Genomic DNA, 22,658 nt, shown 5'->3' with positions numbered 1-22,658 from the left:
CATTGTCAGTGGCACTTGTCACGATTCATCGACGTCCCTCTCTGGTCTGACCTGCCTCCTGTGTTAACGTTCGGTGCCCCCAATCGCACCGGACCAAAGAATCTTGAAGCTCATTGTCCGATGTAGAGCCGGGCCGATGAATGGCGCTCGAATCAAGCTCGCAACCAAGTTGTGAGGTTCTTTGGGGAAAGGTGTCGGTATTCTCTCGGACCTCACTTGAAGTTCACCGCAATTGGGGATCGGCGGGCGAATGATCGTTATGCCTCGTGGGCGTGGGGACTCACTCGAAACAGGGGCGTCGTGACGACGACGGACATGACGGCGGACGACGCCGACACCGGATCGATACCGACTACGACTTCGTATTTCGGCGTGACCGAGCGCGACCTCGGCGACGCCACCGGACGCCGGCTCGCCGACCGCTGGGTGTGGGAAGCGCGCTACGTCAAGTGGCTCTTCATGGTCGACTTCGCCGCCACGCTGGTCGCCACCCTGGTGGCGTATGTGCTGCGGTTCCAGGGCGCCGCGTACGCGACCTGGTACCTGGTGTTCTCGGCGCTGCTCCCGCCGGTCTGGCTGGGGCTGCTGGCGCTGACCCACGCGTACGAACGACGCCTGCTCTTCGTCGGCACCGACGAATACCAGCGCGTGCTCCGGGCCGGCGCCCGCCTCACCATCGGCCTGGCCCTGTCGTCGTACGTGCTGAGGGCCGAGCTGGCCCGCGGCTACGTCCTGATGGTCCTGGTGCTGACCACCAGCCTGTCCCTGCTGGGCCGATGGCTGCTGCGCCAGCGCCTGCACGGCGCCCGGGCCAAGGGCCGCGCCATGCACCGCGTGCTGGTGCTCGGCCACGCCACGGCGGTCGCCGAGATGACCCGTCAGCTGCACCGCCGCTACCACCACGGCTTCCAGGTGATCGGCGCCTGCCTGCCGGCCAACCAGCTCGACGGCGCCGCGAGCGTGGTCGACGTGCCGGTGTTCGGGGCGCTGGCGGCGGCGGCCAACTCGGCGGCGGCGGCCGGGGCCGACACCGTGATGGTGCTGTCCTGCCCCGAGCTGGACGGCCCGATGCTGCGCCGGCTGGCCTGGGAGCTGGAACGCGACGACATCGACCTGATCGTGGCCTCGTCGCTGGTGGACACCGCGGGTGACCGGATCACCGTGCGGCCGGTCGACGGGCTGCCGATGATGCATGTCGAACACCCCCGGCTGATCGGCGGCCGGCGCCTGATCAAGGGCGTCTTCGACGTGACCGGCGCGGCGTTCCTGCTGCTGCTGTTCGCGCCGGTGTTCCTGGGCATCGCGATCTGGATCAAGCTCGACACGGGCGGCCCGGTGTTCTTCCGGCAGACCCGGGTCGGCCGCGACGGCGAGTCGTTCCGGATGTTCAAGTTCCGCACGATGCACGTCGACGCCGAGCAGCGCCGCGAGACGATGGACCAGAGCAACGACTTCGCCGGCGTGCTGTTCAAGATGCGGCACGACCCCCGGGTGACCCGGGCCGGCCGGGTGCTGCGCCGGCATTCGCTGGACGAGCTTCCGCAGCTCATCAACGTGCTGCGGGGAGAGATGTCGCTGGTCGGGCCGCGTCCTCCGCTGCACGCCGAGGTCGAGCAGTACCCCGAGGACATGCGCCGGCGACTGGTGGTGAAGCCCGGGATGACCGGGCTGTGGCAGGTGAGCGGCCGGTCGGATCTGTCCTGGGAGGACTCGATCCGGCTCGACCTGCGGTATGTGGAGAACTGGTCGCTCACGGTCGACCTGGTGATTCTCATGCGGACCGCGATGGTCGTGATGCGGGGCCAGGGGGCCTACTGACGGACGCGGGGGCGGGAGCGAGCGGTCAGGGACGGGCCGCGGGAAACGGGTTCAGGCATTGGTAACGCTTCATCTCATCGCCGTGCTGGCGGTGATTGTGCCGGTGGTGTTCGGACCACTGCTGGCGTACGGACCGGGGCGACGGCTGGCCCGCGGCGAACTGGCGAGCCGGATCGGCACGGCGGTGGACGGCCTGGTGACGGCGTTCGGCCGGCCGGGCGCCGCGCTCACCGTGGTGCTGGCCTGGTCGGCGGCCGTCGTGGCGGTGTTCTGGCCGATCGGCGAGCTGGCCCACGGGCTGGAGAAGGCCGTCGACCGGCCGGTGCTGACCTGGGTGGCCACCCGGCGCAGCCCCGGCTTCGAAGCCTTCAACTGGTTCTACACCGGGCTCGGCGACCGCTACCCGCTGAAGTGGGTGACCGTCGTCGGGGCGGTGGTCTTCGCCGTGCTGTGGCGGCGCCGCTTCTGGATCCCGCTGCTGGCCATCCCGGCCCAGTTCGTGCTGGAACAGTACGTGCAGGCGATCATCGCCGGGATGGTCGACCGCGGCCACCCGCCGACCGGGCTGGGCACCTACCCGTCCGGCGGCATCGCCCGGATCGTCATGGTGTTCGGCACGCTGGCGCTGTTCGCCGCGCTCACCTGGCGGTTCAACCGCAAGATCCAGGTCGCGCTGGGTACGGCCGTCCTGCTGCTCGCCAGTTACGAGGGGTACTCCCGCGTCTACGTGCAGAAGCACTGGCTGACCGACGTGCTAAGCGGCCTGCTGTTCGGCCCGGCGCTGTTCGCCGGCTTCGCCCTGGCCGTGTGCGTGCTGGCCGGGGTCACCGGGGCCGGGGTCAGAGGGAACGCACCGGCGACGAGCCTGGAGCCGGTGTCATGACGGCGCTCCTGGTCGCCTCGACCGGCGGGCACCTGGCCGAGCTGCACGACCTGGTGCCGCGCCTCGACGTGCCCGACCGGCGCTGGGTGACGTTCGACAGCCCGCAGAGCCGGTCGTTGCTGGAGGGCGAAGACGTGGTGCACGTACGCCCGTCGACCACGCGCGACGTGGCAGGGATGCTGCGGACCATGATCGTGGCCCGGCGGATGCTCCGGAGCGGGCGGTACGACGAGGTGTTCAGCACCGGGGCGAGCATCGCGCTGTCGTTCTTCGTGCCGGCCGTCGCCACGGGCGTGCGGTGCACGTACATCGAGAGCGCGACCCGGACGGACGGCCCGTCGCTGACCGGCCGGCTGGCGGCGCGCCTGCCGCGTACCCGGCTCTTCACCCAGCACCGCTCCTGGGCCGACCACACCTGGCGCTACGGCGGGTCCATCTTCGACAGCTTCCGCGCCGAGCCGACGCCGCCACGCCCGGTGCGCAAGGTGGTCGTCACGCTCGGCACCCATCCCGGGTACGCGTTCCCGAGGCTGCTCAACCGCCTGGTCGACGTCCTCCCGCGCGGCCTCGACGTGCTGTGGCAGGTCGGCGCGACCACGATCGAGCGGATGCCGGCCGGCGCCCGCGCCCAGGTGCCGATCGCCGAGATGCGCCGGGCGCTGCGCGACGCCGACGTGGTCATCTCGCACGCCGGGGTCGGGTCGGCGCTGGCCGCGATGCAGGCCGGCCGCCGGGCGCTCTACGTGCCGCGCCGCCGCGCGTACGGCGAGCACGTCGACGACCACCAGGTCGCCATCGCCCACGACCTGGAGAAACGCGATCTCGTGGTGGCCCGCGAGGCCGACGAGATCACCTTCGCCGACCTGGAGACCGCGGCCGGCTGGTCGGTGCGCAGTCGCCCGGGTGTCACACCGTTCCGTCTCACGTCCGAGCAGTTCGTTCCCTAGGAGGGCACGTGTCCCTACTCCGTCGGCTCCTGGTGCCGGCCGCCGTCGCAGGTCTGGTGGTCGGGCTGACCGCCGTGCCCGCCGCCGCGGTGTACGTGCCGGCACCGGCCGCCGCGACCATCGTCTCGGCCGATCCCGTCGATTACACGCCGCACTTCCAGAACGGCGACGTGCGGGCGTTCACCCAGATCGGCAACACGATCTACGCCGGCGGGGCGTTCACCGGGGTCAAGGCCTCCGGCGCGTCGAGCTGGTCGGCGGCGAGCTACCTGGTCGCGTACGACGCCACCACCGGCGCGCTGAAGACCGGCTTCACGCCGGCCTTCGACGGGGCGGTGCAGGCGCTCGCGGTGAACCCGGACGGCAAGCTGATCGTGGGCGGCAACTTCGGCACGGTGAACGGCGTGGCCCGCAAGAACCTGGTGGCGATCGACCCGGCCACCGGCGACACCGTGGCCAGCTGGGTCGGCCGCGGTGACGGCGGCGTGGTCCGGCGTACGGTCGTGAAGGGCAACCAGCTCTACATCGCGGGCGCCTTCCACTGGGTCAACGGGACCGAACACTCGCTGCTGGCGCGGCTGAACGCGACGACCGGCGCGATCGACGCCGGCTTCCAGGTCGACGCGAGCGGCGCCCGCCCGTACGACAACTCCTTCGAACTGGTCTGGGCCCTGGCCCTGTCGCCGGACGGGAACACGCTGGTCGCCACCGGCAACTTCACCGTGGTGAACGGGCAGAGCCGCAACCAGGTCGTGATGGTCGACGTCAGCGGCGTGCCGGCGGTCGCCAACTGGACCACCGACCGCTACGTGGCCGCCTGCGGATCCGGGCGGTTCCCGTTCTACGCCCGCGACGTCGACTTCTCCGACGACGGCGGCTACTTCGTGATCGGCGCGGACGGCGCCAGCGGCGACGCGTACTGCGACTCGATCGCCCGCTTCGAGACCTCGCACCGCGGCGCGGTCACCGCCACCTGGGTCGACTTCACCGGCACGGACTCGGTCACCGCGATCGAGGCGGCCGACGGCCTGATCTACGTCGGCGGGCACTTCCGCTGGCTGAGCAACGCCAACGGCAGCGACGTCAGGGGCCCGGGCGGCATCGACCGGTACGGCTTCGGCGCGCTCGACGCCACCAACGGCCTGCCGGTGGCGTGGAACCCGGGCCGCTCGCCCGGCGACGCGCTGCCGCCCGGCGGCACCGAGTGGGGCCCGATCGTCTGGGAGATCTGGAAGGGCTCGAACGGCGTCTACATCGGGCAGGACTCCGACGGCGTGGCCCAGGAGTACCACGGCCGGCAGGCGCTCTTCCCGACCGCGGGCGGCCGGACCATCGCGGTGCAGAACGCGCCGGCGGCCACCAGCGGCTACCTCTACCGGGGTGGGGGCGCGACCGCGTTCACCAAGGTCGCGTTCAACGGCACCGCGCTGGGCGCGGCCACCAGCAGCACCCAGACCCAGCTCAACGGGGCCAAGGCGGCGTTCTCGCTGAGCAACAAGGTCTACTGGTCGACCACCGCCGGCAAGCTGAACGCCTCGGTCTTCTCGGCCGGCTCGGCCGGCGCGCCGTGGGAGGCCAGCGGCTTCAACACCTGGTTCAACGCGTCGACGATGACCGGCGCGTTCTACCTCAGCGGCCGGATGTACTACACGTTGTCGGGCAGCAACGCGCTCTACTACCGCTACTTCACGCCGGACGGCTCGATCATCGGCTGCACCCAGTTCACGTTGCCGACGACCGGCGTCGACTGGTCGACCGTCCGCGGCCTGGCCTGGGCCAACGGCAACGTCCTGTACGGATCCACCACCGGTGTCCTGAAGCGGGCGGCGTTCAACCCGGCCGCGGCCAACGCGGTCGTCGGAACGACCGCGTCCCAGATCGCCGGTTCCGGCTGGAACAACCCCACGCTGTTCTTCGCCACCAGCTAGACCGCTCCAGCGGCGCAGAGGGAGTAACTCATGGATGTCATGGATTCCGTGGCCGGTAACCGGCAGCGGGTGGTCGGCTTCGCCGACGTCGTCCGGATCCCGCTGCGCCGCTGGCGCATCGTGCTCGCCGCCACCGGCCTGATGCTCCTGGCCGTGGCCGGCTATCTGCTCCTGCTGCCGGCCACCTATCACGCCACCACCGTGGTCGTGCTGCGCCCGGTGGTGACCGACCCGTTCACGCTGCCGTCCAGCGGCGCCGACCGGGCCATCAACATGACCGCGGAGACCGGCGTGGCGCTGGGCAACGACGTCATCGACGCGACCTCCCGCGCGCTGGGCCGAGACGCCGACGACGTGCGGGAGGCGCTCAGCGTCGAGGTGCCGACCGGCGGCGCCGTGCTGCGTTTCGGCTACGCCGACGACGCCGAGGACCGCGCGATCGCCGGGGCCAACGCCGCCGCCAAGACCTACCTGCACGTGCGCGAGGCGCTGTACCAGAAGCAGCGGGAGGGGCTGCTGCTCTCCTACGACAGCACCCTGCGCCAGGTCACCGACCAGCGGAAGGCCGCGCAGAAGGGCATCCCGGACGAGGAGGACGGCCAGGAGGGCACGCCCGCGCGTACGCAGGCCATGCTCGACCAGGTCGCCGCGCTGAACGACCAGATCGCCCAGCTCGCCAACCAGCGCGCGAAGATCGCCTCGGCCGACCTGACCCCGGGCGCCATCACCGGCGCGGCCCGCGCGCCGCTGCCCTCCAGCCACGACGCCTGGCAGCTCTACGTGCTCGGCGCGCTGCTCGGCGGCCTGCTCGCCGGCGCCGTCGTGGCCCACGCCCGGGAGGCGCTGGACGGGCGGGTCCGCTCCCTCGAACAGGCCGCCGACCTGATCGGTGTGCCCGCCCTGGGCACCGTGCGCGCGGCCGGCCGGCACACCGCCGACGCCGCGGCGGCGGACGCCCGCTACGTGTCGCTGGCCCTGCTCAAGTGGATCCGGCTCAACCCCAACCGGCCGCTGGTCATGCTCTCCGGCCGGGACGACGAGGGCCGCACCGCGGTGTCGGTGAACGTCGCCGTGGCGATCGCCGAGGCCGGTCAGGACGTGTGGCTGGTCGCCGCCCCGGAACTGCACGAAACCCTGCGGAACGTGCTCTTCACCGCGCAGAAGCGCACCCCGCCGCGGGCCCGGGTGCTCCGGGCCGGTGAGGCGCAACGGCACAACGGCTCCCCGGCGCCGGGCGTCACCCTGCTGCCCGCGGTGCCCGGGCCGCCGCAGGCCGACGACCCCGAGGCCACCATGGTCATCGAGCACGAGACCGGCCAGTCCGTGCTCGCCCCGCCGCGGATCTACACGCCCGCGTTCGGCGACGCCTACGGCTCGGACGGCCGGCGCCCCACCGTGGTGGCGATCGGCGGCGGCGTGGTCCGGCTGGTCGCCCTGAGCGACCAGCCGATGGCCGGGGTCATGGTGGTCGACGCGCCGCCGTCCGACGTGGACGAACGAGGGGTACGCGCGGCGCAGTACGGGACGGCCGTACTCGTGGTGGCCCGCGACCGCACCCGCAACCGCGACCTGACCCGCCTGGTCGACCGGCTCCGCTCGGCCGGCGCGCAGACCGCCGGGTTCGTGCTCACCGGCGGCAAGGGTGCGTAACCCGCCCACCGTCAGCGTCGTGGTCGCCACCCGCGACCGGCCGGGCCTGCTCGAACGCGCGGTCGCCAACATCCTGGCCCAGGACTACGCCGGCGAGATCGAGTGCCTGGTGGTGTACGACCACGCCCCGATCCGCGAGTTCGAGATGCCCCACCGCCCCGGCCGCAAGCTGCGCTTCCTGCACAACTCGCGAACCCCCGGCCTGCCCGGCGGCCGCAACAGCGGCGTCGAGGCGGCCTCGGGCGACCTGCTGGCCTTCTGCGACGACGACGACATCTGGCGCCCGGCCAAGCTCACCCGCCAGGTCGCGCTCCTCGACGACCCGGCGATCGGCGCGGTGAGCTGCGGGCTGCGCCTCAAGGGCCCCGGCATCGACCGGGAACGGGTGCTCGACCGCGACCGGGTCACCTTCGACGAGTTCCTCGCCGACCGGGTGATGGAGGTGCACTCCAGCACGATGCTGGTCCGCGCCACCACGTTCGCGGCGGCCGGCCCGGTCGACGAGGAGATCCCCGGCGGCTACGGCGAGGACTACGAGTGGCTGCTCCGGCTCAGCCGGCACACCGACGTGGCGATCGTCCGCGAGCCGCTGGTCACCGTCGACTGGCACGGCGGCTCGTTCTACTTCGGCCGCTGGGCCACCATCGTCGAGGCCCAGCGCTACCTGCTCGGCAAACACCCGGAACTGGCCCGCAGCCGCGCCGGGACGGCCCGCATCCGCGGCCAGATCGCGTTCGCCCTGGCCTCCAGCGGCCGCCGCGTCGAGGCGATCCGTGAGCTCGCCGCGGTGGTGCGGCTCAACCCCCGCGAGAAGCGGACGCTGGTCATCGTCCCGGTGATCACCGGCCTGCTCTCCGGCGACCGCGTGCTGCGGATGGCCCAGAAGCGCGGCAAGGGGATCTGAGGTGGCGATCGAGGTCGCCCGGCCGCGGCAGTCCTGGCTCGTCCGCCCGGCCGGCCTGCCGCTGTGGCCGCTGTACGCGATGTTCGCGCTCATGCCGGTCTGGTGGGGCCTCGGCGTCCTCTACTTCGTCTGGCCCTTCTTCGGCCTGGTGCTGTTCATCCTGATGGCCACCCGCGGCCGCATCCGGCGACCGGCCGGCACCGCGTTCACGCTGGCGTTCCTCATCCTGGTGGCGATCAGCGCGATCCGCCTGGAGAAGTCGACCACGGCGCTGGTCTTCAGCCTGCGGCTCGGCCACCTGCTGACCGGCTTCCTGCTCGGCGTCTACGTCTACAACCTGGCCCGCGACGGGGTGGCGTGGTCGCGGATCGCCAACCCGCTGATCCTCTACTGGCTCGGGCTGGTCGCGCTGGGCTGGTTCGGGGTGCTGGCGCCGACATTCCACGTGCCCAGCCCGTTCGCGCTGCTGCTGCCGGACGGCATCGCGTCGGAACGCTACGTCTCGGCGCTGACCACCCTGTCGTCGACCGAGTTCAACCCGGCCAGCCAGAACCCGATCTACCGGCCGGCGGCGCCCTACCCGTACACCAACAACTGGGGCACCGCGTACTGCTTCTTCGTACCCATCGTCCTGGCCTGCCTCACCGCGATCCGCAACCGGCGCACCCGCGTCGTGCTGTTCGTCTCGCTGCCGCTCTCGGTCGTCCCCGCCTTCCTCACGCTCAACCGCGGCATGTTCATCGGCCTCGGCGCCGGCCTGCTCTACCTGCTCGGCCGCGAGATCGCCCGCGGGCGGGTACGGCTGATGCTGCCGATCGCGGTGATCGTGCTCGCCGGCTGGATCATCACCCTGTTCATCCCCGTGGTCGAGCTGATCGACAACCGCACGTCGACCACCGCCAGCACCCGCGACCGCCTCGACATCTACGCGCAGACCTGGTCGGCGGTGATGCGGTCACCCTTGATCGGGTACGGCCACCCGACCACCGTGGACACGACCTACGCGGCCGAGCCGCTGGGCACCCAGGGCCTGCTCTGGCAACTGCTCTACAGCCACGGCATCCCCGCCACGATCGTCTTCTACCTGATCTTCGCGGTGATCGCCCGGCGGATGGCCGCCGCCGTCACGCCGACCGGGCTGTGGCTCAGCTCGCTGCCGGTGATCGCGGTCATCATCACGCCGTTCTACTCGTACGTCGACCCCAACCTGGCCGTGCTGTTCGGCGCCATCGGGCTGGGGCTGGCGGCGGTCGACGGGCCGGTCAACCGGGGTGCCACATGACGCTGCTGGACGCGCGACGCGTCTCCCGGGGCGGCGCGATCGGGGTGGCGGGGGCGGCGGTCAACGGCGTGCTCGGGTTCGTGCTCACCACGGTTCTGACCCGGGTGTACGGGGTGGACGGCGCCGGGGTGCTGTTCACGGTGATCGGCTTGGTCACGATCGCCGGGGCGGTCTGCTGCCTGGGCGCCGACACGGCGTTGATGTGGGCCATGCCACGCCTCCAGCCTGTGGACAACCCGGTCGAGCCATCGATTTCGTCGGCTACGGTGACACCCACCCAGTGCCGGGGTGGGGGTGGCGGAAGCCGCGCGAAGATCAAAAATCGACCGGATCGCGAACGCGGCATGCTCGTCGCCACGGCGCTGATCCCGAGCATCAGCGTCGCGGTGCTCGTCGCGATCGCGGGCGTGGCGCTTGCCGAGCCGCTGGCCCGCGCGCTGGACCTGCCCGATCCCACGCTCCTGCGGATGGCTTTCGGCGGCGTTCCGCTCATCGTCGCCGCCACCGTCCTGATGGCCGCGGTCCGCGCCACCCGGCCGGTCACCGCCTACGTCGCCGTGCAGTTCGTGCTCGTCCCGCTGCTCCGCCCGGCGCTGCTCGTCGCCGCGGGCGGCTCCCTGCTGCTCGGCTTCGGCGCCTGGCTGGCCCCCCTCACGGCGGCGCTGGTCATCGGCGCCGTCCTGGCCCCGAGACCGAAGAAACCCAAGGCGTGGCGGGTGTTCTGGGGTTATGCGCTGCCACGCGCGGCCTCGGTGGCGGTCGACGCGAGCAGCATGTGGGTCGGCGTGCTGCTCACCGGCGCCCTCAGCGGCCCGGCCGAGGCCGGTCTCTTCGCCGCCGCGGGCCGGTATGCGCTCGCCGGACTGCTCATCATGCAGGGCCTCCGGGTGGCGATGGCCCCGCACCTCTCGCGCCTCCTGGGCGGGAGAGGCGCGGGACAGCGCCACGAGGCCGCCACGCTCTACCGGAAGACCACGCAAGCGATCGTGGCGCTGTCCTTCCCCGCGTACCTTCTGCTCGCGGTCTTCGCGCCGGCCTTTCTCGGCCTGTTCGGCGGCGATTTCCCCCGGGCGGCCGGCCCGCTCGCCGTGCTGGCCGGCGCGATGCTGGTCAACGTCGGTGTCGGCCTGGCCCAGACGGTTCTGCTGATGAGCGGCAACAGCCGGGGCCACCTGTACGCGACGCTGACCGGTCTGGCCGCGAACGTCGCGGCCGCGTTGCTGCTGGTCCCGAGGTACGGGGCGATGGGCGCCGCGCTGGCCTGGTCGCTCGGCATCGTCGCCGAGAACGTGATCGCCGCCGCGCTGGCCCGCCGCGCTTTGCGGGAGCCGCTATCCTCGCGTCCGCTGTGGCTCACCGCCGCCGGCGTGACCGCGGTGACGGGACTGGCCGCGGCGGCGGGCGTGGTCGCGGGCGGCCGCGGGCTGGGCGGGCTGGCGACGGCGCTGGCCCTGCTCCTGCCGGTCGTGTTGGTCGCCGCGGTGCTGAGGGGGAGACGGTGACGGCGAAGGATCTCATCAAGGGCGTCGCGCCCCGGCAGGCGCGCGAGCAGATCCGCGAGGTGCTGGTCCGGTACGGCGTGCGGACGAGCGACCAGCGCCCGCTGCCCGACTTCCTGATCATCGGCACGAAGCGCGGCGGCACCACGTCGCTGTGGAACTACCTGCTGCAGCACCCGCTGGTTCCGCGCCTCTTCCCGGCCTGGAACACCAAGACCAGCCACTACTTCGAGGAGAACCACCACCGCGGCGAGGCCTGGTTCCGCTCGCACTTCCCGACCGCCAAGCAGCGGGCGGCGCTCGAACGCAAGCACGGCGCCCCGCCGAAGGTGGGTGAGGCCGCGCCGCTCTACATGTTCCACCCGCTGGCGGCGGCCCGGGTGGCCCAGCTGATGCCCTGGGTCCGCATCATCGTGCTGCTCCGCGACCCGGTCGAACGCGCCTTCTCACACTGGAAGGAACGCCGCGGCGAGGGCGTCGAGCCGCTCTCCTTCGAGGACGCGCTGGCCGCCGAGCCCGATCGCACGGCCGGCGAACGAGCCAAGATGATCGTCGACCCGCACTACTTCTCCCAACCCTACGACTGGTACGCCTACCGTGAGCGCGGCGTCTACCTGGACCACCTCTACCCGTGGCTGGACCGCTTCGACGAGTCCCAGTTCCTCGTCCTGCCCAGCGAGTCCCTCTACGCGAGCCCCGCCGCGACGTACGCCCGGGTCCTGGATTTCCTGAACCTCCCACCGCTCGACCTGCCGTCCTACCAGGCCCACAACACCCGGCCGAGCCCGGCGATGAACCCGGCCACGAGGGCCGAGCTGGCCGCCTTCTACGCCCCGCACAACGCCGCCCTGGCGGCCCACCTGACCATGACGTTCCCCTGGTGACGCTCTCCACGCCGCCGGTCATCGCCGCCGGGTCGCTGTCGGCGCGACCACAGCCGCTGCTGTCCGCGGCGGGTGGCCTGCTCCTGCGGCCCTGGGAAGCAACCGACGCGCCGGTGTTCCACGCCGCCTATCAGGATCCGGAGCTGCGGCGCTGGCACACCAACCGGCCCGACTCGGAGGATGACGTCCGCGGCTGGTTCGACGGTTACCGGGCCGACTGGGAACAGGAGCGCGGCGCCCACTGGGCGGTGACCCGCGGCGGCGAGGTCGCGGGCCGCATCGCCGCGCGGGGCTTCGACTTCGGATCGGGTGTGGCCGGCTGCGCCTACTGGGTGGTGCCGGCCGCACGCCGTGCCGGGGTCGCGTCGGGCGCGCTGGCGGCCGTCAGCGCGTGGGCGTTCGGCCCGGCCGGCTTCCACCGGCTGTATCTCGATCACTCGACCCGCAACATCGGTTCCTGCCGGGTGGCGACGAAGGCCGGCTTCGAGGCCGAGGGCGTCATGCGCAGCGCCGCCGTCCACGACGACGGCCGCCACGACATGCACCGGCACGCCCGGATCAGGGTATGACGGACCGGGCCTACTCGGTCGGGAGCTTGACCTGCGAGATGTTCGTGCGGACGAACGTGCCGCCGTCCCACTTGTAGGTCTGCGTGATCTGCAGGTCGGGGCAGCAGGTCGGCGCCTTCTTGCTCAGCGCCTTCGAGGTGACCGTGACCCGGCGGCCGTCGATCCGCACCGCGGCCGAGGTCAGGTCCTGGTCCTGGCCGATGTCGACCAGCGGGATCAGGTTCTCGATGTCACGGTCGTTGCCGGGGTAGATGAGCACGTGGGCGCCGTCCGCACCGCTCAGGTAGACGCAGGTGCCGGCGACCACGACCTCCTTGCGGCCGTCGCCGGTGAGGTCGACCCGCTTGGTGCTGTAGACCTGGGCCCGGCCCTTCGCCTCGGGAACATCGGGGCAGTTGAGGTCGTAGAACATCTGCTTGCGGAAGTCGACCTTGGCCCAGGTGACCTTGTCACTCGCGCCGCCACCACTACCGCCGGAGGTCGTCGAAGGCTTGGCCGGCTTCGACGAGGTGGGCTTCGACGGAGCTGAAGGCGTGGCCGGCGCGGTCGGCGCGGAAGAAGGAGGCGTGGCGGCCGGGCCCGCGGCGCCGGGCCGGGCGGCCGGTCCGGTGCAGCCCGCCGCCGCGGTCAGAGCGATACCGGCCGACAGGCCCGCGACGACGATCTTCTTGACGTGCGACATCTGAGGTCTCCCGTGTTCGTTGTGAGGAGTTCAGCTTCTTGGATCTCGCCGCCGGTGTGCTCACGGTTTCGTGCCAGCCGCCCCCGCTGTCGTGTAGCTGGCAAAACGGGTCCGGCCGCGCCGCGTGAACCCCATCGACTCGTAGAGCCGGATCGCGGTCGTGTTGAACGCCGCGGTGTGCAGGAACGGGACGTCGCCGCGGCCCCGGATGTTCGCCGCCACCGCCCGGACCAGCCGGGTGGCCAGCCCGCGACCGCGGTACGCCGGGTCGGTGCACACCGCGCTGATCTCGGTCCAGCCGGGCGGGCGCAGCCGCTCACCGGCCATCGCCACCAGCCGTCCGCCGGCACGCAGGCCCAGGTACGTACCCATCTCGACGGTCCGGGGTTCGAACGGCCCCGGATCGGTCCGCTGCACCAGGTCGGCGATCTCGGGCAGGTCGGCCGGCCCGAGCACCACCGCCTCGGCGTCGGGCGCGACCGCCACCCCGTCGCCGGCCATCTGCACGCCGTCGACGCCGCGGAAGAACGTCCAGCCGGCCGGGATCGTGTCGAACGGCCCCATCAGCGTGATCTTGCCGCCCGGCCCGGCCAGCGTCGCCGCGTCGGCCCAGGCCGCCGGGTCGGCGGGGTCGTCCAGCGCGTGCCAGGGTGACATGTCGGCCGGGTAGCGCGCCGCCCGGCCCGCCCGCTCCGCGAAGTGCGCGTGCGGCCCGGTCAGCGCGGCCCACGCGGGGTTGTCGAGTACCGAATCGTCCACGGGACGACGCTATGCCAGCCGCCCGGCGAGGGTGTCGAGCAGGGCCGGGTGCAGCCGCCGGTTCCAGCCCGCGCCGCCCGAGAGCTGATAGGCGCGCAGCCACAACTCGATCAGGTAGGCGTCGCCGACGAACCGCTGCCGCCGCTCGTCCAGCCCCAGCTCCCGGCCGTGCTCACGCAACGCGTCGTCCATGGCGGCCGCGCTCGGCCCGGTCGCCGCGCCGCCCGACAACGCCATCTGGAAGAACTGATGAGCCAGATCAAATCCCAGTGGTACGTCCGGAGCACTGTTCTCCCAGTCCCAGAGCAGCAGCCGGCCGTCGTGGCGGCCCATGTTCCACGGCACCCAGTCGCCGTGCCAGTGCCCGAAGGCCAGGTCGAGATCGCCGTCCCGGGCCACCAGCGCCTCGATCGCGTCGTCGACGGTGATCGCGCCCGGTGACTCGGCCGCGGCCAGCCCGGCGCCGGAGGCCCGCCGCCGCCAGCCGGCCAGGAAGCTCGACGACGCGAACGGCGCCCGCGGCCCGGCGACCCGGGCCACCGCCAGCATGGCCGCCGTCCGGGGCGAGGCCGGTCGCCGGACGCCGCGGACCTGCCGGGGCATCGGGGCGATCACCGCGATCTCCCGCTGCTGCCACTGGGTGTGCAGCAGGAGCCCGGGCGCCTCCGGGAAGTCGGCGGCCGGTGGCGGCAGGGACGCCAGCGTCGCCGCCTCGTCGCGCACCATCGCGCGGGTGCCGGCGTTCCAGCCGATCTTGGCGTACCCCCGGGCCCGGCCCTGATCGTCGAAGAGTTGCAGGGTCGGCTTGTGGTGCGGGTCGGGCGGGCGGATGCCGATGGCGGCGTGCAGTCGCGGCGTCCCGAGCAGGTCGGCGAGGTGCTCCCAGAGCAGGGGACCGCCGGTGACGGTCAGGATCGGGGCCCGGGTGAGACCGAGCAGTCCGGCGCGGGCGAGGCCGCCGACCACGGCCCGGGTGGCGCGGACCCGGGGCGGCCGCAGCGCGTTGTAGGCCAGCACCGACGCCGCGGTCACCCGGCGCGAGGCGAGCGGGAGCAGGAACTTCGCGTCATCGAGGGACGGCAGCACGGCGTACCGGACGGCCGGCGGCCCTTGATCGCCGACCGTGAGCCGGAGCATCGGGTCGGGGAAGACGGCCCGGGCGACCCAGCCGAGCCCGTCGGTGCGCGAGCGCGGATCGCCGGGCGGGAACTCGGGCTCAGCCGACGGCCTTCGCTGACGCGGGATCACGGGCTAGACCATAGGCGAGCGTTGATAAACACGCACATGGTCGACGACGAATTCGGCGGGGAAGGCGGTGGCCGCGTCCGGGGCGCCGAGCCAGCCGCCGACCTGCAGGTTGAGGCGCAGGTTGTACGGCTTGTGGAAGATCTCGTCGAAGAACGGCGTGGTCGACCGGTCCCGCCGCCACACCTGGTGGCCGTCGATGGACCAGGTCAGCGCGGTCGGCGTCCACTCGGTGAGGTAGGTGTGGAAGCCGTCGCCGGGCGTGCCACCGCTGGGCAGCATGACCCGGATATCCTGTTTGACCGGCGAGTAGTCGTAGAAGATCGCCGCCGTGGCCCGGTCCTGCCAGCGGTCGCCACCCGGCAGCTCGACCACGTCGATCTCGCCCTTGCCGCCGTCCTCGGGCCGCAGCCAGAAGGCCGGCCAGATCCCGGCCGACGTGCCCGCCCGGGGTGATCGGGCCCGGATCTCGAACCGGCCGTAGGTCCACGCGGCCCGGCCGATGGTGTCCAGGTACGCCTGCGTGTACCGCCGCGTCTCCGGCCCGCAGCGCACGGTTTTCCGCAGCCCCCGGATGACCAGGAAGCCGTACCGGATGTAGGAGTTGGCCGGGTCGTCGACGTTGCAGCCGAGGTCGACGTCGCGGCCCTCGCCGTCCCGGATCGTCCACTTCGTCCGGTCGATCGTCCGGGCGTCGAACTCGTCGCCCCAGACGAGGCGCCAGCCGTCCGGTTTGTCCGGGGACGGCGACGGCGGCGTGCAGCCCGCGATCAGGATGAGGAGCACCAGGATCCGGAAGGGCCGCACGCCGCCACGGTACTAAGACCAGTCCCACATTCGCAGCCTGGAGAAGCGTCTCGGAAGCGAATGGGAAACCGGTCTTAAGAGACGCCGAGCGCGCGCCGCATGGTGACGTTGGTGCGGCTGGGCCGCGTTGCGGGCGGTGTTCAGGGCGCAGCGCGACGGCGCGGTCCCGGTGCGGGTCGGCTTGGGGCCCACCCACTCCAGGTCCATGTTGTTCGGCGCGAAGGCGCCGAGAACCGGGCCCTTCGGGTTGGCCGGGAGGCCGGCCAGGCCGGTGACGATCGAGTAGCCGTTCACCTGGGCCTGCTGCAGCACGGTCAGGTCCTTGTACGTGCCGGCCTTGACCTTCTGGTCGAAGTACTGCTTGCCGCCGCCGACGGTGACGTCGGCCCTGGTCTCGACCAGTTGCTCGGCGATCGAGCCGGCGCCGCCGTTGACCTTGTCGGTGACCGCGCAGGTGGCCATCGCGTCGGGGCCCTTGCAGTCGCGGTTGACCACGTGCGAGACGAGCATGGCCGGGGTGGCGTCCTCGAGCTCGGCGGTGGTCACGTTGCCGGTGCGGAAGCCGGCCGTCTTGGCCTTCTCCAGGATGGTCGGCTTCGGCCGCCCGTCCGGCGTGACCGAGATGGCGCCGTTGTAGGTCTTGTGGCCGGTCGCCCAGCCGGTGCCGGACGCGGCCGAGTCGGTCACGTAGTCCGGGACCGTCGTCCTACATGTGTGAACGGTGGTCAGGGCCCACGCCATCAGCCCCGTGAGGACCGCAGGTTAACGCGGCCTGAACGGCTCTGACCGAAACGGCGATCTGTCCCCGCTTTCACCTGGCCGGGGCTTCCTATCATCGGGCGCGTGCGGATGATCCGGGTGCTTCGGGCAGGACTGGCCGTGGCCGTGTGCCTGGGCGCGCTGATCGCGGCGGTCCGGCTGGTCGTCGCCGATCACCACCCCGCTTCGGTACGCCGTCAGCTCGCGTTCGTGCGGTCCGAGCTGGAGTCGGGCGCCGCCCACGACGCCCAGGCGATGTTTCCCGAGGGCTATTTCTTCATGTACGCCCTCTACGGCCTGACCGAGGTCGACCTGGGCCGGGGCGAGCCGCCGCCGGACCGCGCCGACGAGCTGGCCGCCGCCCGCTGGGCCCTCGCCGCCCTCGACTCGGCCGACGGCCGCGCCCCCTTCGACGCCGGCCTGATCCCGTCCTTCGGCGTCTTCTACCGTGGCTGGAGCAACTGGCTGCGCGGCGGCATCGTCGCCCTCGACCCGTCCGGTCCGGAGGCGACCCGCTTCGAGCGTGACTCCGCCGAGCTGGCCGCCGCCTTCGACGCCTCGCCGACGCCGTTCCTGGCCGCCTACCCGGGCCAGTCCTGGCCGGTCGACTCCACCGTGGCCATCGCCTCGCTGCGGCTGCACGACAAACTCTTCCCGCCGCGCTACCAGCCGGCCGTCGACCGCTGGGTGGCCGCGGCGAAGCAGCGGCTCGACCCACGGACCGGTCTGTTGCCGCACCGCGCTGACCCGGACACCGGCGCGCCGACCGAGGTGGCCCGTGGCACCTCGCAGAGCATGATCCAGCGGTTCCTGGTCGACGTCGACCCGGCGTTCGCCGCCCAGCAGTACGGTCGGTTCCGCGAGCGGTTCCGCGCCTTCGGGCCGGCCATCAGCGAGTTCCCGGCCGGGGTGCCGGGGGAGGGCGACGTGGACTCCGGACCGCTGCTGTTCGGCGTGAGCCTGTCGGCCACGGCGGTGACCATGGGTGCGGCCCGGGTCCAGGGTGACGACCGGCTGGCCGACGCGCTGACCGGTCTGGCCGACGTCGCCGGGGTGCCGATCGACACCCCGCACACCCGGCGCTACGCGTTCGGCGTACTCCCCGTCGGAGACGCCTTTGTGGCCTGGTCGAAGAGCGCGCGCCCGTGGGTCAGTACCCCGCCGGCCGGACCACCACCGGACCTCGTGTGGTGGTGGTGGGTTCCTGTTCTGACGGTTCTGTTGGCGATTGCGTTCTTCTCGGTGGTTCTGAGCGGTATCCGGGCCCGGTAGAGAAATCTATTCGCGCCTTTTGCCAGTAATCCTTCGGTTACGTTACGTCCGACGTACGTGCGATTCCGCCTGAAGGAGACGTTGAGCCATGCACTACTCCTCGGGGGCTCGACGCTCCCTCCGGATGCTCCTGGCGACGGCGGTCGCCGCGTTCATCGGTCTCGTCCCCGCGGTGTTCGTGGCCACTCCGGCCTACGCCGCCGGCGAGGTCGACTTCACCAGCGACCAGGAGTCGGTGGAGAACGACGCCTTCGTCTTCGAGCTCGTCCGCCAGGGCGGGTCGCCGGACAAGCTCGACCTGACCTACACCACCGAGGACGGCACGGCCGAGGCGGGCAAGGACTACACCGCGATCAGCGGCACCACGTCCTTTCCGGCCGGCAGCACCCGCGCGACCACCAAGAAGTTCACCGTCCAGGGCCTCGCCGACGCGCTGGACGAGGACGACGAGACATTCACGCTCAAGTTCACCGGCACGGTCGGCGGGCAGCCGATCGTCCGGGAGGCCCAGGGCATCCTCGACGACGACGACGTGACTCCCACCTACACCCTGGCGATGACCGATACGGTCACCCATGCGGTGATCGGATCGGTCAACGAGAACGTGCCCGCGGCACGGATCACCGCGACCCTGTCGGCGGTCTCCGGCCGTGCCGTGACGATCCCGCTCAGCACCTCGGACGGCACCGCCGTCCAGCCCGACGACTACACCGGACAGACGAACACCCCCCTCTCCATCCCGACCGGTCAGACCACCGGCTACGTCGACGTCCCGATCAACGACGACCTGTTCGACGAGGAGGACATGGAGACCTTCTCGGTGGCCGGCTCCGGCGAGACCAACACCACCGCGGCGCCCGGACCGGCGCTCCAGGTGCAGATCGCGGACAACGACGCGATGCCGACGGTGAACGTCCTGGGGCCCGGCGCTGAAACCGAGGGGACCCAAATCGACTTCACGGTGAACCTCTCCGCGGCGTCCAAGCGCGTGGTCACCGTGGTCGCGAACACCGAGACCGGCACGGCGTCGTCGGCCGACTTCACCGCGGTCACCAACCAGTCGGTCGTGTTCTCGCCCGGCGAGACGATCAAGACGGTGTCCGTGCCCACGACGACCGACGCGCTCGACGAGCTCACCCCGGAGGACTTCAAGGTCAAGCTGACCGCGCCGGGAGCGCCGACCCAGGGCTACTACACGGCCGGGACGATGGAGGCCACTGGCCACATCACCGACGACGACGCCCTGCCGGTGGTCTCGATGAGCCCGGCGTCGGTGACCGAGGGCAATGTCGGCGTCCGGGACGAGACCTTCACCGTCTCGCTCGGCGCCGCCTCCGGCCGCGAGGTGCGGGTCGGCTACGCGGTGCAGGGCGACTCGGCCACCGAGGACGAGGACTTCGAGGCGGTCACCCCGGGCGAACTCGTCTTCGCGGCGGGCCAGACCACGAAGACGTTCACCGTGAAGATCAAGAGCGACGTCAAGGACGAGCCCAACGAGGACTTCAAGGTCATCCTGTCCAACGCCGCCGGCACCGCGAGCCTGGCGCCGGGTGCCATGCACACGGTGACGATCAACGACGACGACGCCCTCCCGCAGCTGTCGACCTTCCCCGACCTCACGATGGCCGAGGGCGACACGCAGGAGACCAAGAACATCCAGGTCGCGCTGACCAACCCGAGCTCCAGCTCGATCACTCTGGACGTGACCGCCACACCCGGCAGCGCGGTGATCATGGCCGGCTCTCCGGGCGCCAACGACTTCGAGGCGCCGAGCAGCACCGTTACCATCCCGGCCGGCCAGACCACCGCGAACGTGACGTTCCAGGTCAACGGCGATGAGGTGTACGAGGGCCCGGAGTCGGCCACGATCAAGGTGGCGACCACGCTGAACGATCCCGCCGTCGCGGCCGGCGACCTGACCTCGACGCTCACCCTCAACAACGACGACGACGCCCCATTGGTCGAGCTGCAGGCCCAGACCGGCCGGACCGAGTCACAGACCGCCGCGATCACCGCGACCGTCACCGGCGTCTCCCAGGACCCGGTCGCGATCACGCTCGCCGCCGCGGGCGACGCCCCGCCGAACGGCGACCCCGCCGAGCCGGGCGACTTCGACGCCACCAACCTGCTCGCCGCGGTGAACCTGCCGGCCGGCGTCATCAGCAACCCGTGGACGGTCGGCACCGTCGACCTGATCCCCGACACCGCCGACGAGAACGCCGAGACGGTCAAGGTGTCGCTGACCGGCGTCCCGGACGTCGCGCCGGTCTGGCTGACGATCAACGACGACGCGGCCGACAAGACCCCGACCATCGTCGCGGCCGGGCTGCAGAAGAACGAGTCCGACGGCACCGTGCAGGTACCGGTGACGCTGAACTTCAGCCTGAACGGCAACCAGGCTCTCACCACCGAGAAGCGGATCACCGCCGGGTACACCACCGAGGACGGCACCGCCAAGCAGCCCGGCGACTACACCACCGCCACCGGCACCGTCGACTTCGTGGCCGGTGACGTCAGCGAGTCGATCCCGGTGACCATCAACGAGGACACCGTCTTCGAGCGCACCGAGCTGTTCAAGGTCAAGCTGGCCACCCCGTCGCCCGGCGACGCGCCGATCGCCCCGGCGAGCGTCGACGTGGAGATCGCCGACAACGACTCCGGCCAGGAGCCGGTGCTCGACGACCTGGTCGCCCCGGCCGCGTTCGCGGAGGGCACGGCGGGCACGGCCGACTTCACCGTCAAGCTCGACCGCGTGGCCGCCGAGGACGTCGACGTCAAGGTGACCGTCACCGACGGCTCGGCCACGCATGGGGTGAGCGGACCTGGCAAGGACGACTTCGAGTTGCCGGCCAGCCCGGTGACGGTTCACGCCGGCGACACCTCACTCGTCGTCCCGATCACCATCAACAACGACGACGTGTTCGAACACACCGAGACCGCCACCGTCGGCATCGAGCTGGCCCCGGGCGAGACCGACGCGGTCAACGCGCCGCAGCCGGTGTCCGCGACTCTCTCCATCGTTGACGACGACCCCGAGCCGACCGTGGTGCTGAACACGGTCGACGGCGCCGAGGGCAGCACCGTGCCGGTGACGGCCACGATGACCGGTGTCACCCAGGACCCGATCGCGATCACGGTGGTGGCGGCCGGTGCCGTCAATGCGGGTAGCCACCAGGCGGATCCGCAGGACTTCACCGCGACGTTCACTGCCACCAACTTGCCTGGCGGCGCGTTCAGCAACCCGATCGCGTTGGGTTCGATCCTGCTGGTCAACGACACGATCGACGAGTACGACCAGACGGTCAAGGTCACCCTGACCGGGCTGACCAGCACTCCCACGCCGGCGTGGGTGACTATCGCGGATGCCGGCAGTGACAAGGCGCCGACCGTCGTGCCGGCCGGGGTGCAGGTCAACGAAGACGCCGGCGTCGCCGCGGTGCCGGTGACTCTCGACTTCGGGCAGAACGGTAACCTGGCTCTGACCACGGAGCGGAAGATCACCGCGTCGTACGCCACTGCGGACGGTACTGCCAAGCAGCCGGGTGACTACCTGACCGCGGCCGGCACGGTCGAGTTCGAGCCGGGTGACACCGGCAAGTCGATCCCGGTGACGATCAAGACTGACGGTGTGTACGAGCGCAGCGAGACCTTCGCGGTGAACCTGTCCGACCCGTCGCCGGGTGACGCGCCGATCGCTCCGACGAGTGTGACGGTGCGGATCGATGATGTCGACAGCGGCGCCAAGCCGGTTCTCAACCAGCTCGCCGCCCCGGTGACCACGGTCAAGGAGGGCGTGACAACCACCGCCGGCTTCACGGTGCAGCTCGACCGCCCGGCCTCCGAGGACGTCGATGTCACGGTGACTGTTACTGACGGCTCGGCCACGCATGGGGTGAGCGGATCCGGCAAGGACGACTTCGAGTTGCCGGCCAGCCCGGTGACGGTTCACGCCGGCGACACCTCGCTCGTCGTCCCGATCACGGTGAAGGACGACGGCGTGTACGAGCTCATCGAGACCGCCACGGTCAAGGTGGTGGTCGCCGCTGGTGAGCTGGACGCCGTCGACGCATCGTCGCCGGTGACCGCCACCCTCTCCATCGTTGACGACGACCCCGAGCCGACCGTGGTGCTGAACACGGTCGACGGCGCTGAGGGCAGCACGGTGCCGGTGACGGGCACGATGACTGGTGTCACGCAGGACCCGATCGCGATCACGGTGGTGGCGGCCGGTGCCGTCAATGCGGGTAGCCACCAGGCGGATCCGCAGGACTTCACCGCGACGTTCACCGCGACCAACCTGCCCGGCGGCGCGTTCAGCAACCCGATCGCGTTGGGTTCGATCGTGCTGGAGAACGACACGGTCGACGAGTACGACCAGACGGTGAAGGTCACCCTCACCGGCCTGACCACCACTCCCACCCCGGCCTGGGTGACCATCGCGGACGCCGCCGGTGACAAGGCGCCGACCGTGGTGCCGGCCGGAGCCCAGGTGAACGAGGATGTCGGTTCCGCTGCGGTGCCGGTGACCCTCGACTTCGGGCAGAACGGCAACCAGGCTCAGACCACCGAGCGGAAGATCACCGCGGCGTACACCACGGCCGACGGGACTGCCAAGCAGCCGGGTGACTACCTGACCGCGACCGGCACGGTCGAGTTCAATCCGGGTGACACCGCCAAGTCGATCCCGGTGACGATCAAGACCGACGGCGTGTACGAGCTGAGCGAGACCTTCGCGGTGAACCTGTCCAGCCCGTCGCCGGGTGACGCGCC

At 71.4% G+C, this 22,658-nt stretch carries 17 protein-coding genes; 12 read left to right on the top strand and 5 right to left on the bottom strand.

Annotated elements, in window-relative coordinates; all coding sequences use genetic code 11:
- The first annotated feature begins 372 nt into the window (after positions 1 to 372).
- From AB0M54_RS09295 to AB0M54_RS09250, 10 genes are all read left to right on the top strand, one after another.
- Positions 373 to 1,818, top strand: a complete 1,446-nt coding sequence (locus tag AB0M54_RS09295; RefSeq protein WP_364470089.1) for a sugar transferase — start codon at positions 373 to 375, stop codon at positions 1,816 to 1,818.
- An 82-nt stretch (positions 1,819 to 1,900) separates the two neighbouring features.
- Positions 1,901 to 2,701 (top strand): phosphatase PAP2 family protein, encoded by an 801-nt coding sequence (locus AB0M54_RS09290; RefSeq protein WP_364316454.1) that lies wholly within the window; start codon positions 1,901 to 1,903, stop codon positions 2,699 to 2,701.
- Positions 2,698 to 3,648: a glycosyltransferase gene (locus AB0M54_RS09285; protein ID WP_364316457.1), complete on the top strand. Its 951-nt coding sequence runs from the start codon at positions 2,698 to 2,700 to the stop codon at positions 3,646 to 3,648. The genes AB0M54_RS09290 and AB0M54_RS09285 overlap by 4 nt, the downstream gene beginning before the upstream one ends.
- A gap of 8 nt (positions 3,649 to 3,656) precedes the next feature.
- Entirely contained in the window at positions 3,657 to 5,576 is a 1,920-nt protein-coding gene (locus AB0M54_RS09280; protein WP_364316460.1) for a hypothetical protein, read from the top strand.
- Positions 5,577 to 5,606: 30 nt separating this feature from the next.
- Complete coding sequence (locus AB0M54_RS09275) at positions 5,607 to 7,226, top strand: hypothetical protein (protein ID WP_364470087.1); 1,620 nt, start codon at positions 5,607 to 5,609, stop codon at positions 7,224 to 7,226.
- Complete coding sequence (locus AB0M54_RS09270; protein ID WP_364316465.1) at positions 7,219 to 8,130, top strand: glycosyltransferase; 912 nt, start codon at positions 7,219 to 7,221, stop codon at positions 8,128 to 8,130. The genes AB0M54_RS09275 and AB0M54_RS09270 overlap by 8 nt, the downstream gene beginning before the upstream one ends.
- Before the next feature lies 1 nt (position 8,131).
- Positions 8,132 to 9,412: an O-antigen ligase family protein gene (locus AB0M54_RS09265; RefSeq protein WP_364470085.1), complete on the top strand. Its 1,281-nt coding sequence runs from the start codon at positions 8,132 to 8,134 to the stop codon at positions 9,410 to 9,412.
- Positions 9,409 to 10,914, top strand: coding sequence for a polysaccharide biosynthesis C-terminal domain-containing protein (locus tag AB0M54_RS09260; protein ID WP_364470083.1), 1,506 nt, complete (start codon positions 9,409 to 9,411; stop codon positions 10,912 to 10,914). The genes AB0M54_RS09265 and AB0M54_RS09260 overlap by 4 nt, the downstream gene beginning before the upstream one ends.
- On the top strand, positions 10,911 to 11,795 hold the full coding sequence (locus tag AB0M54_RS09255) for a sulfotransferase (RefSeq protein ID WP_364316472.1): 885 nt from the start codon (positions 10,911 to 10,913) through the stop codon (positions 11,793 to 11,795). The genes AB0M54_RS09260 and AB0M54_RS09255 overlap by 4 nt, the downstream gene beginning before the upstream one ends.
- On the top strand, positions 11,792 to 12,364 hold the full coding sequence (locus tag AB0M54_RS09250) for a GNAT family N-acetyltransferase (RefSeq protein ID WP_364470081.1): 573 nt from the start codon (positions 11,792 to 11,794) through the stop codon (positions 12,362 to 12,364). Before AB0M54_RS09255 ends, AB0M54_RS09250 begins: the two co-directional genes overlap by 4 nt.
- 10 nt (positions 12,365 to 12,374) lie before the next feature.
- Here the strand turns inward: AB0M54_RS09250 and AB0M54_RS09245 are convergent, their stop codons facing one another.
- The 5 genes from AB0M54_RS09245 to AB0M54_RS09225 are packed head-to-tail and all read right to left on the bottom strand — an operon-like array spanning position 12,375 to position 16,598.
- Positions 12,375 to 13,046, bottom strand: a complete 672-nt coding sequence (locus AB0M54_RS09245) for a hypothetical protein (RefSeq protein ID WP_364470079.1) — start codon at positions 13,044 to 13,046, stop codon at positions 12,375 to 12,377.
- A gap of 60 nt (positions 13,047 to 13,106) precedes the next feature.
- Positions 13,107 to 13,805, bottom strand: coding sequence for a GNAT family N-acetyltransferase (locus AB0M54_RS09240; RefSeq protein ID WP_364316479.1), 699 nt, complete (start codon positions 13,803 to 13,805; stop codon positions 13,107 to 13,109).
- Positions 13,806 to 13,814: 9 nt separating this feature from the next.
- Positions 13,815 to 15,053, bottom strand: coding sequence for a hypothetical protein (locus AB0M54_RS09235; protein WP_364316482.1), 1,239 nt, complete (start codon positions 15,051 to 15,053; stop codon positions 13,815 to 13,817).
- Between the two features lie 3 nt (positions 15,054 to 15,056).
- Positions 15,057 to 15,857, bottom strand: a complete 801-nt coding sequence (locus AB0M54_RS09230) for a glycoside hydrolase family 16 protein (protein WP_364316485.1) — start codon at positions 15,855 to 15,857, stop codon at positions 15,057 to 15,059.
- Between the two features lie 12 nt (positions 15,858 to 15,869).
- Positions 15,870 to 16,598, bottom strand: coding sequence for an alkaline phosphatase (locus AB0M54_RS09225; RefSeq protein ID WP_364470077.1), 729 nt, complete (start codon positions 16,596 to 16,598; stop codon positions 15,870 to 15,872).
- A 102-nt stretch (positions 16,599 to 16,700) separates the two neighbouring features.
- Between AB0M54_RS09225 and AB0M54_RS09220 the strand changes: the two genes are divergently transcribed.
- Positions 16,701 to 17,888 (top strand): hypothetical protein, encoded by a 1,188-nt coding sequence (locus AB0M54_RS09220; protein ID WP_364470075.1) that lies wholly within the window; start codon positions 16,701 to 16,703, stop codon positions 17,886 to 17,888.
- Between the two features lie 124 nt (positions 17,889 to 18,012).
- A partial coding sequence (locus AB0M54_RS09215; RefSeq protein WP_364470073.1) for a Calx-beta domain-containing protein occupies positions 18,013 to 22,658 on the top strand: 4,646 nt, incomplete at its 3' end.

Source organism: Actinoplanes sp. NPDC051470 (genome assembly GCF_040682035.1).
GTDB lineage: Bacteria > Actinomycetota > Actinomycetes > Mycobacteriales > Micromonosporaceae > Actinoplanes.
The sequence above is the reverse complement of the archived record's forward strand: the minus strand, read 5'-3'. Positions and strand labels throughout refer to the sequence as shown.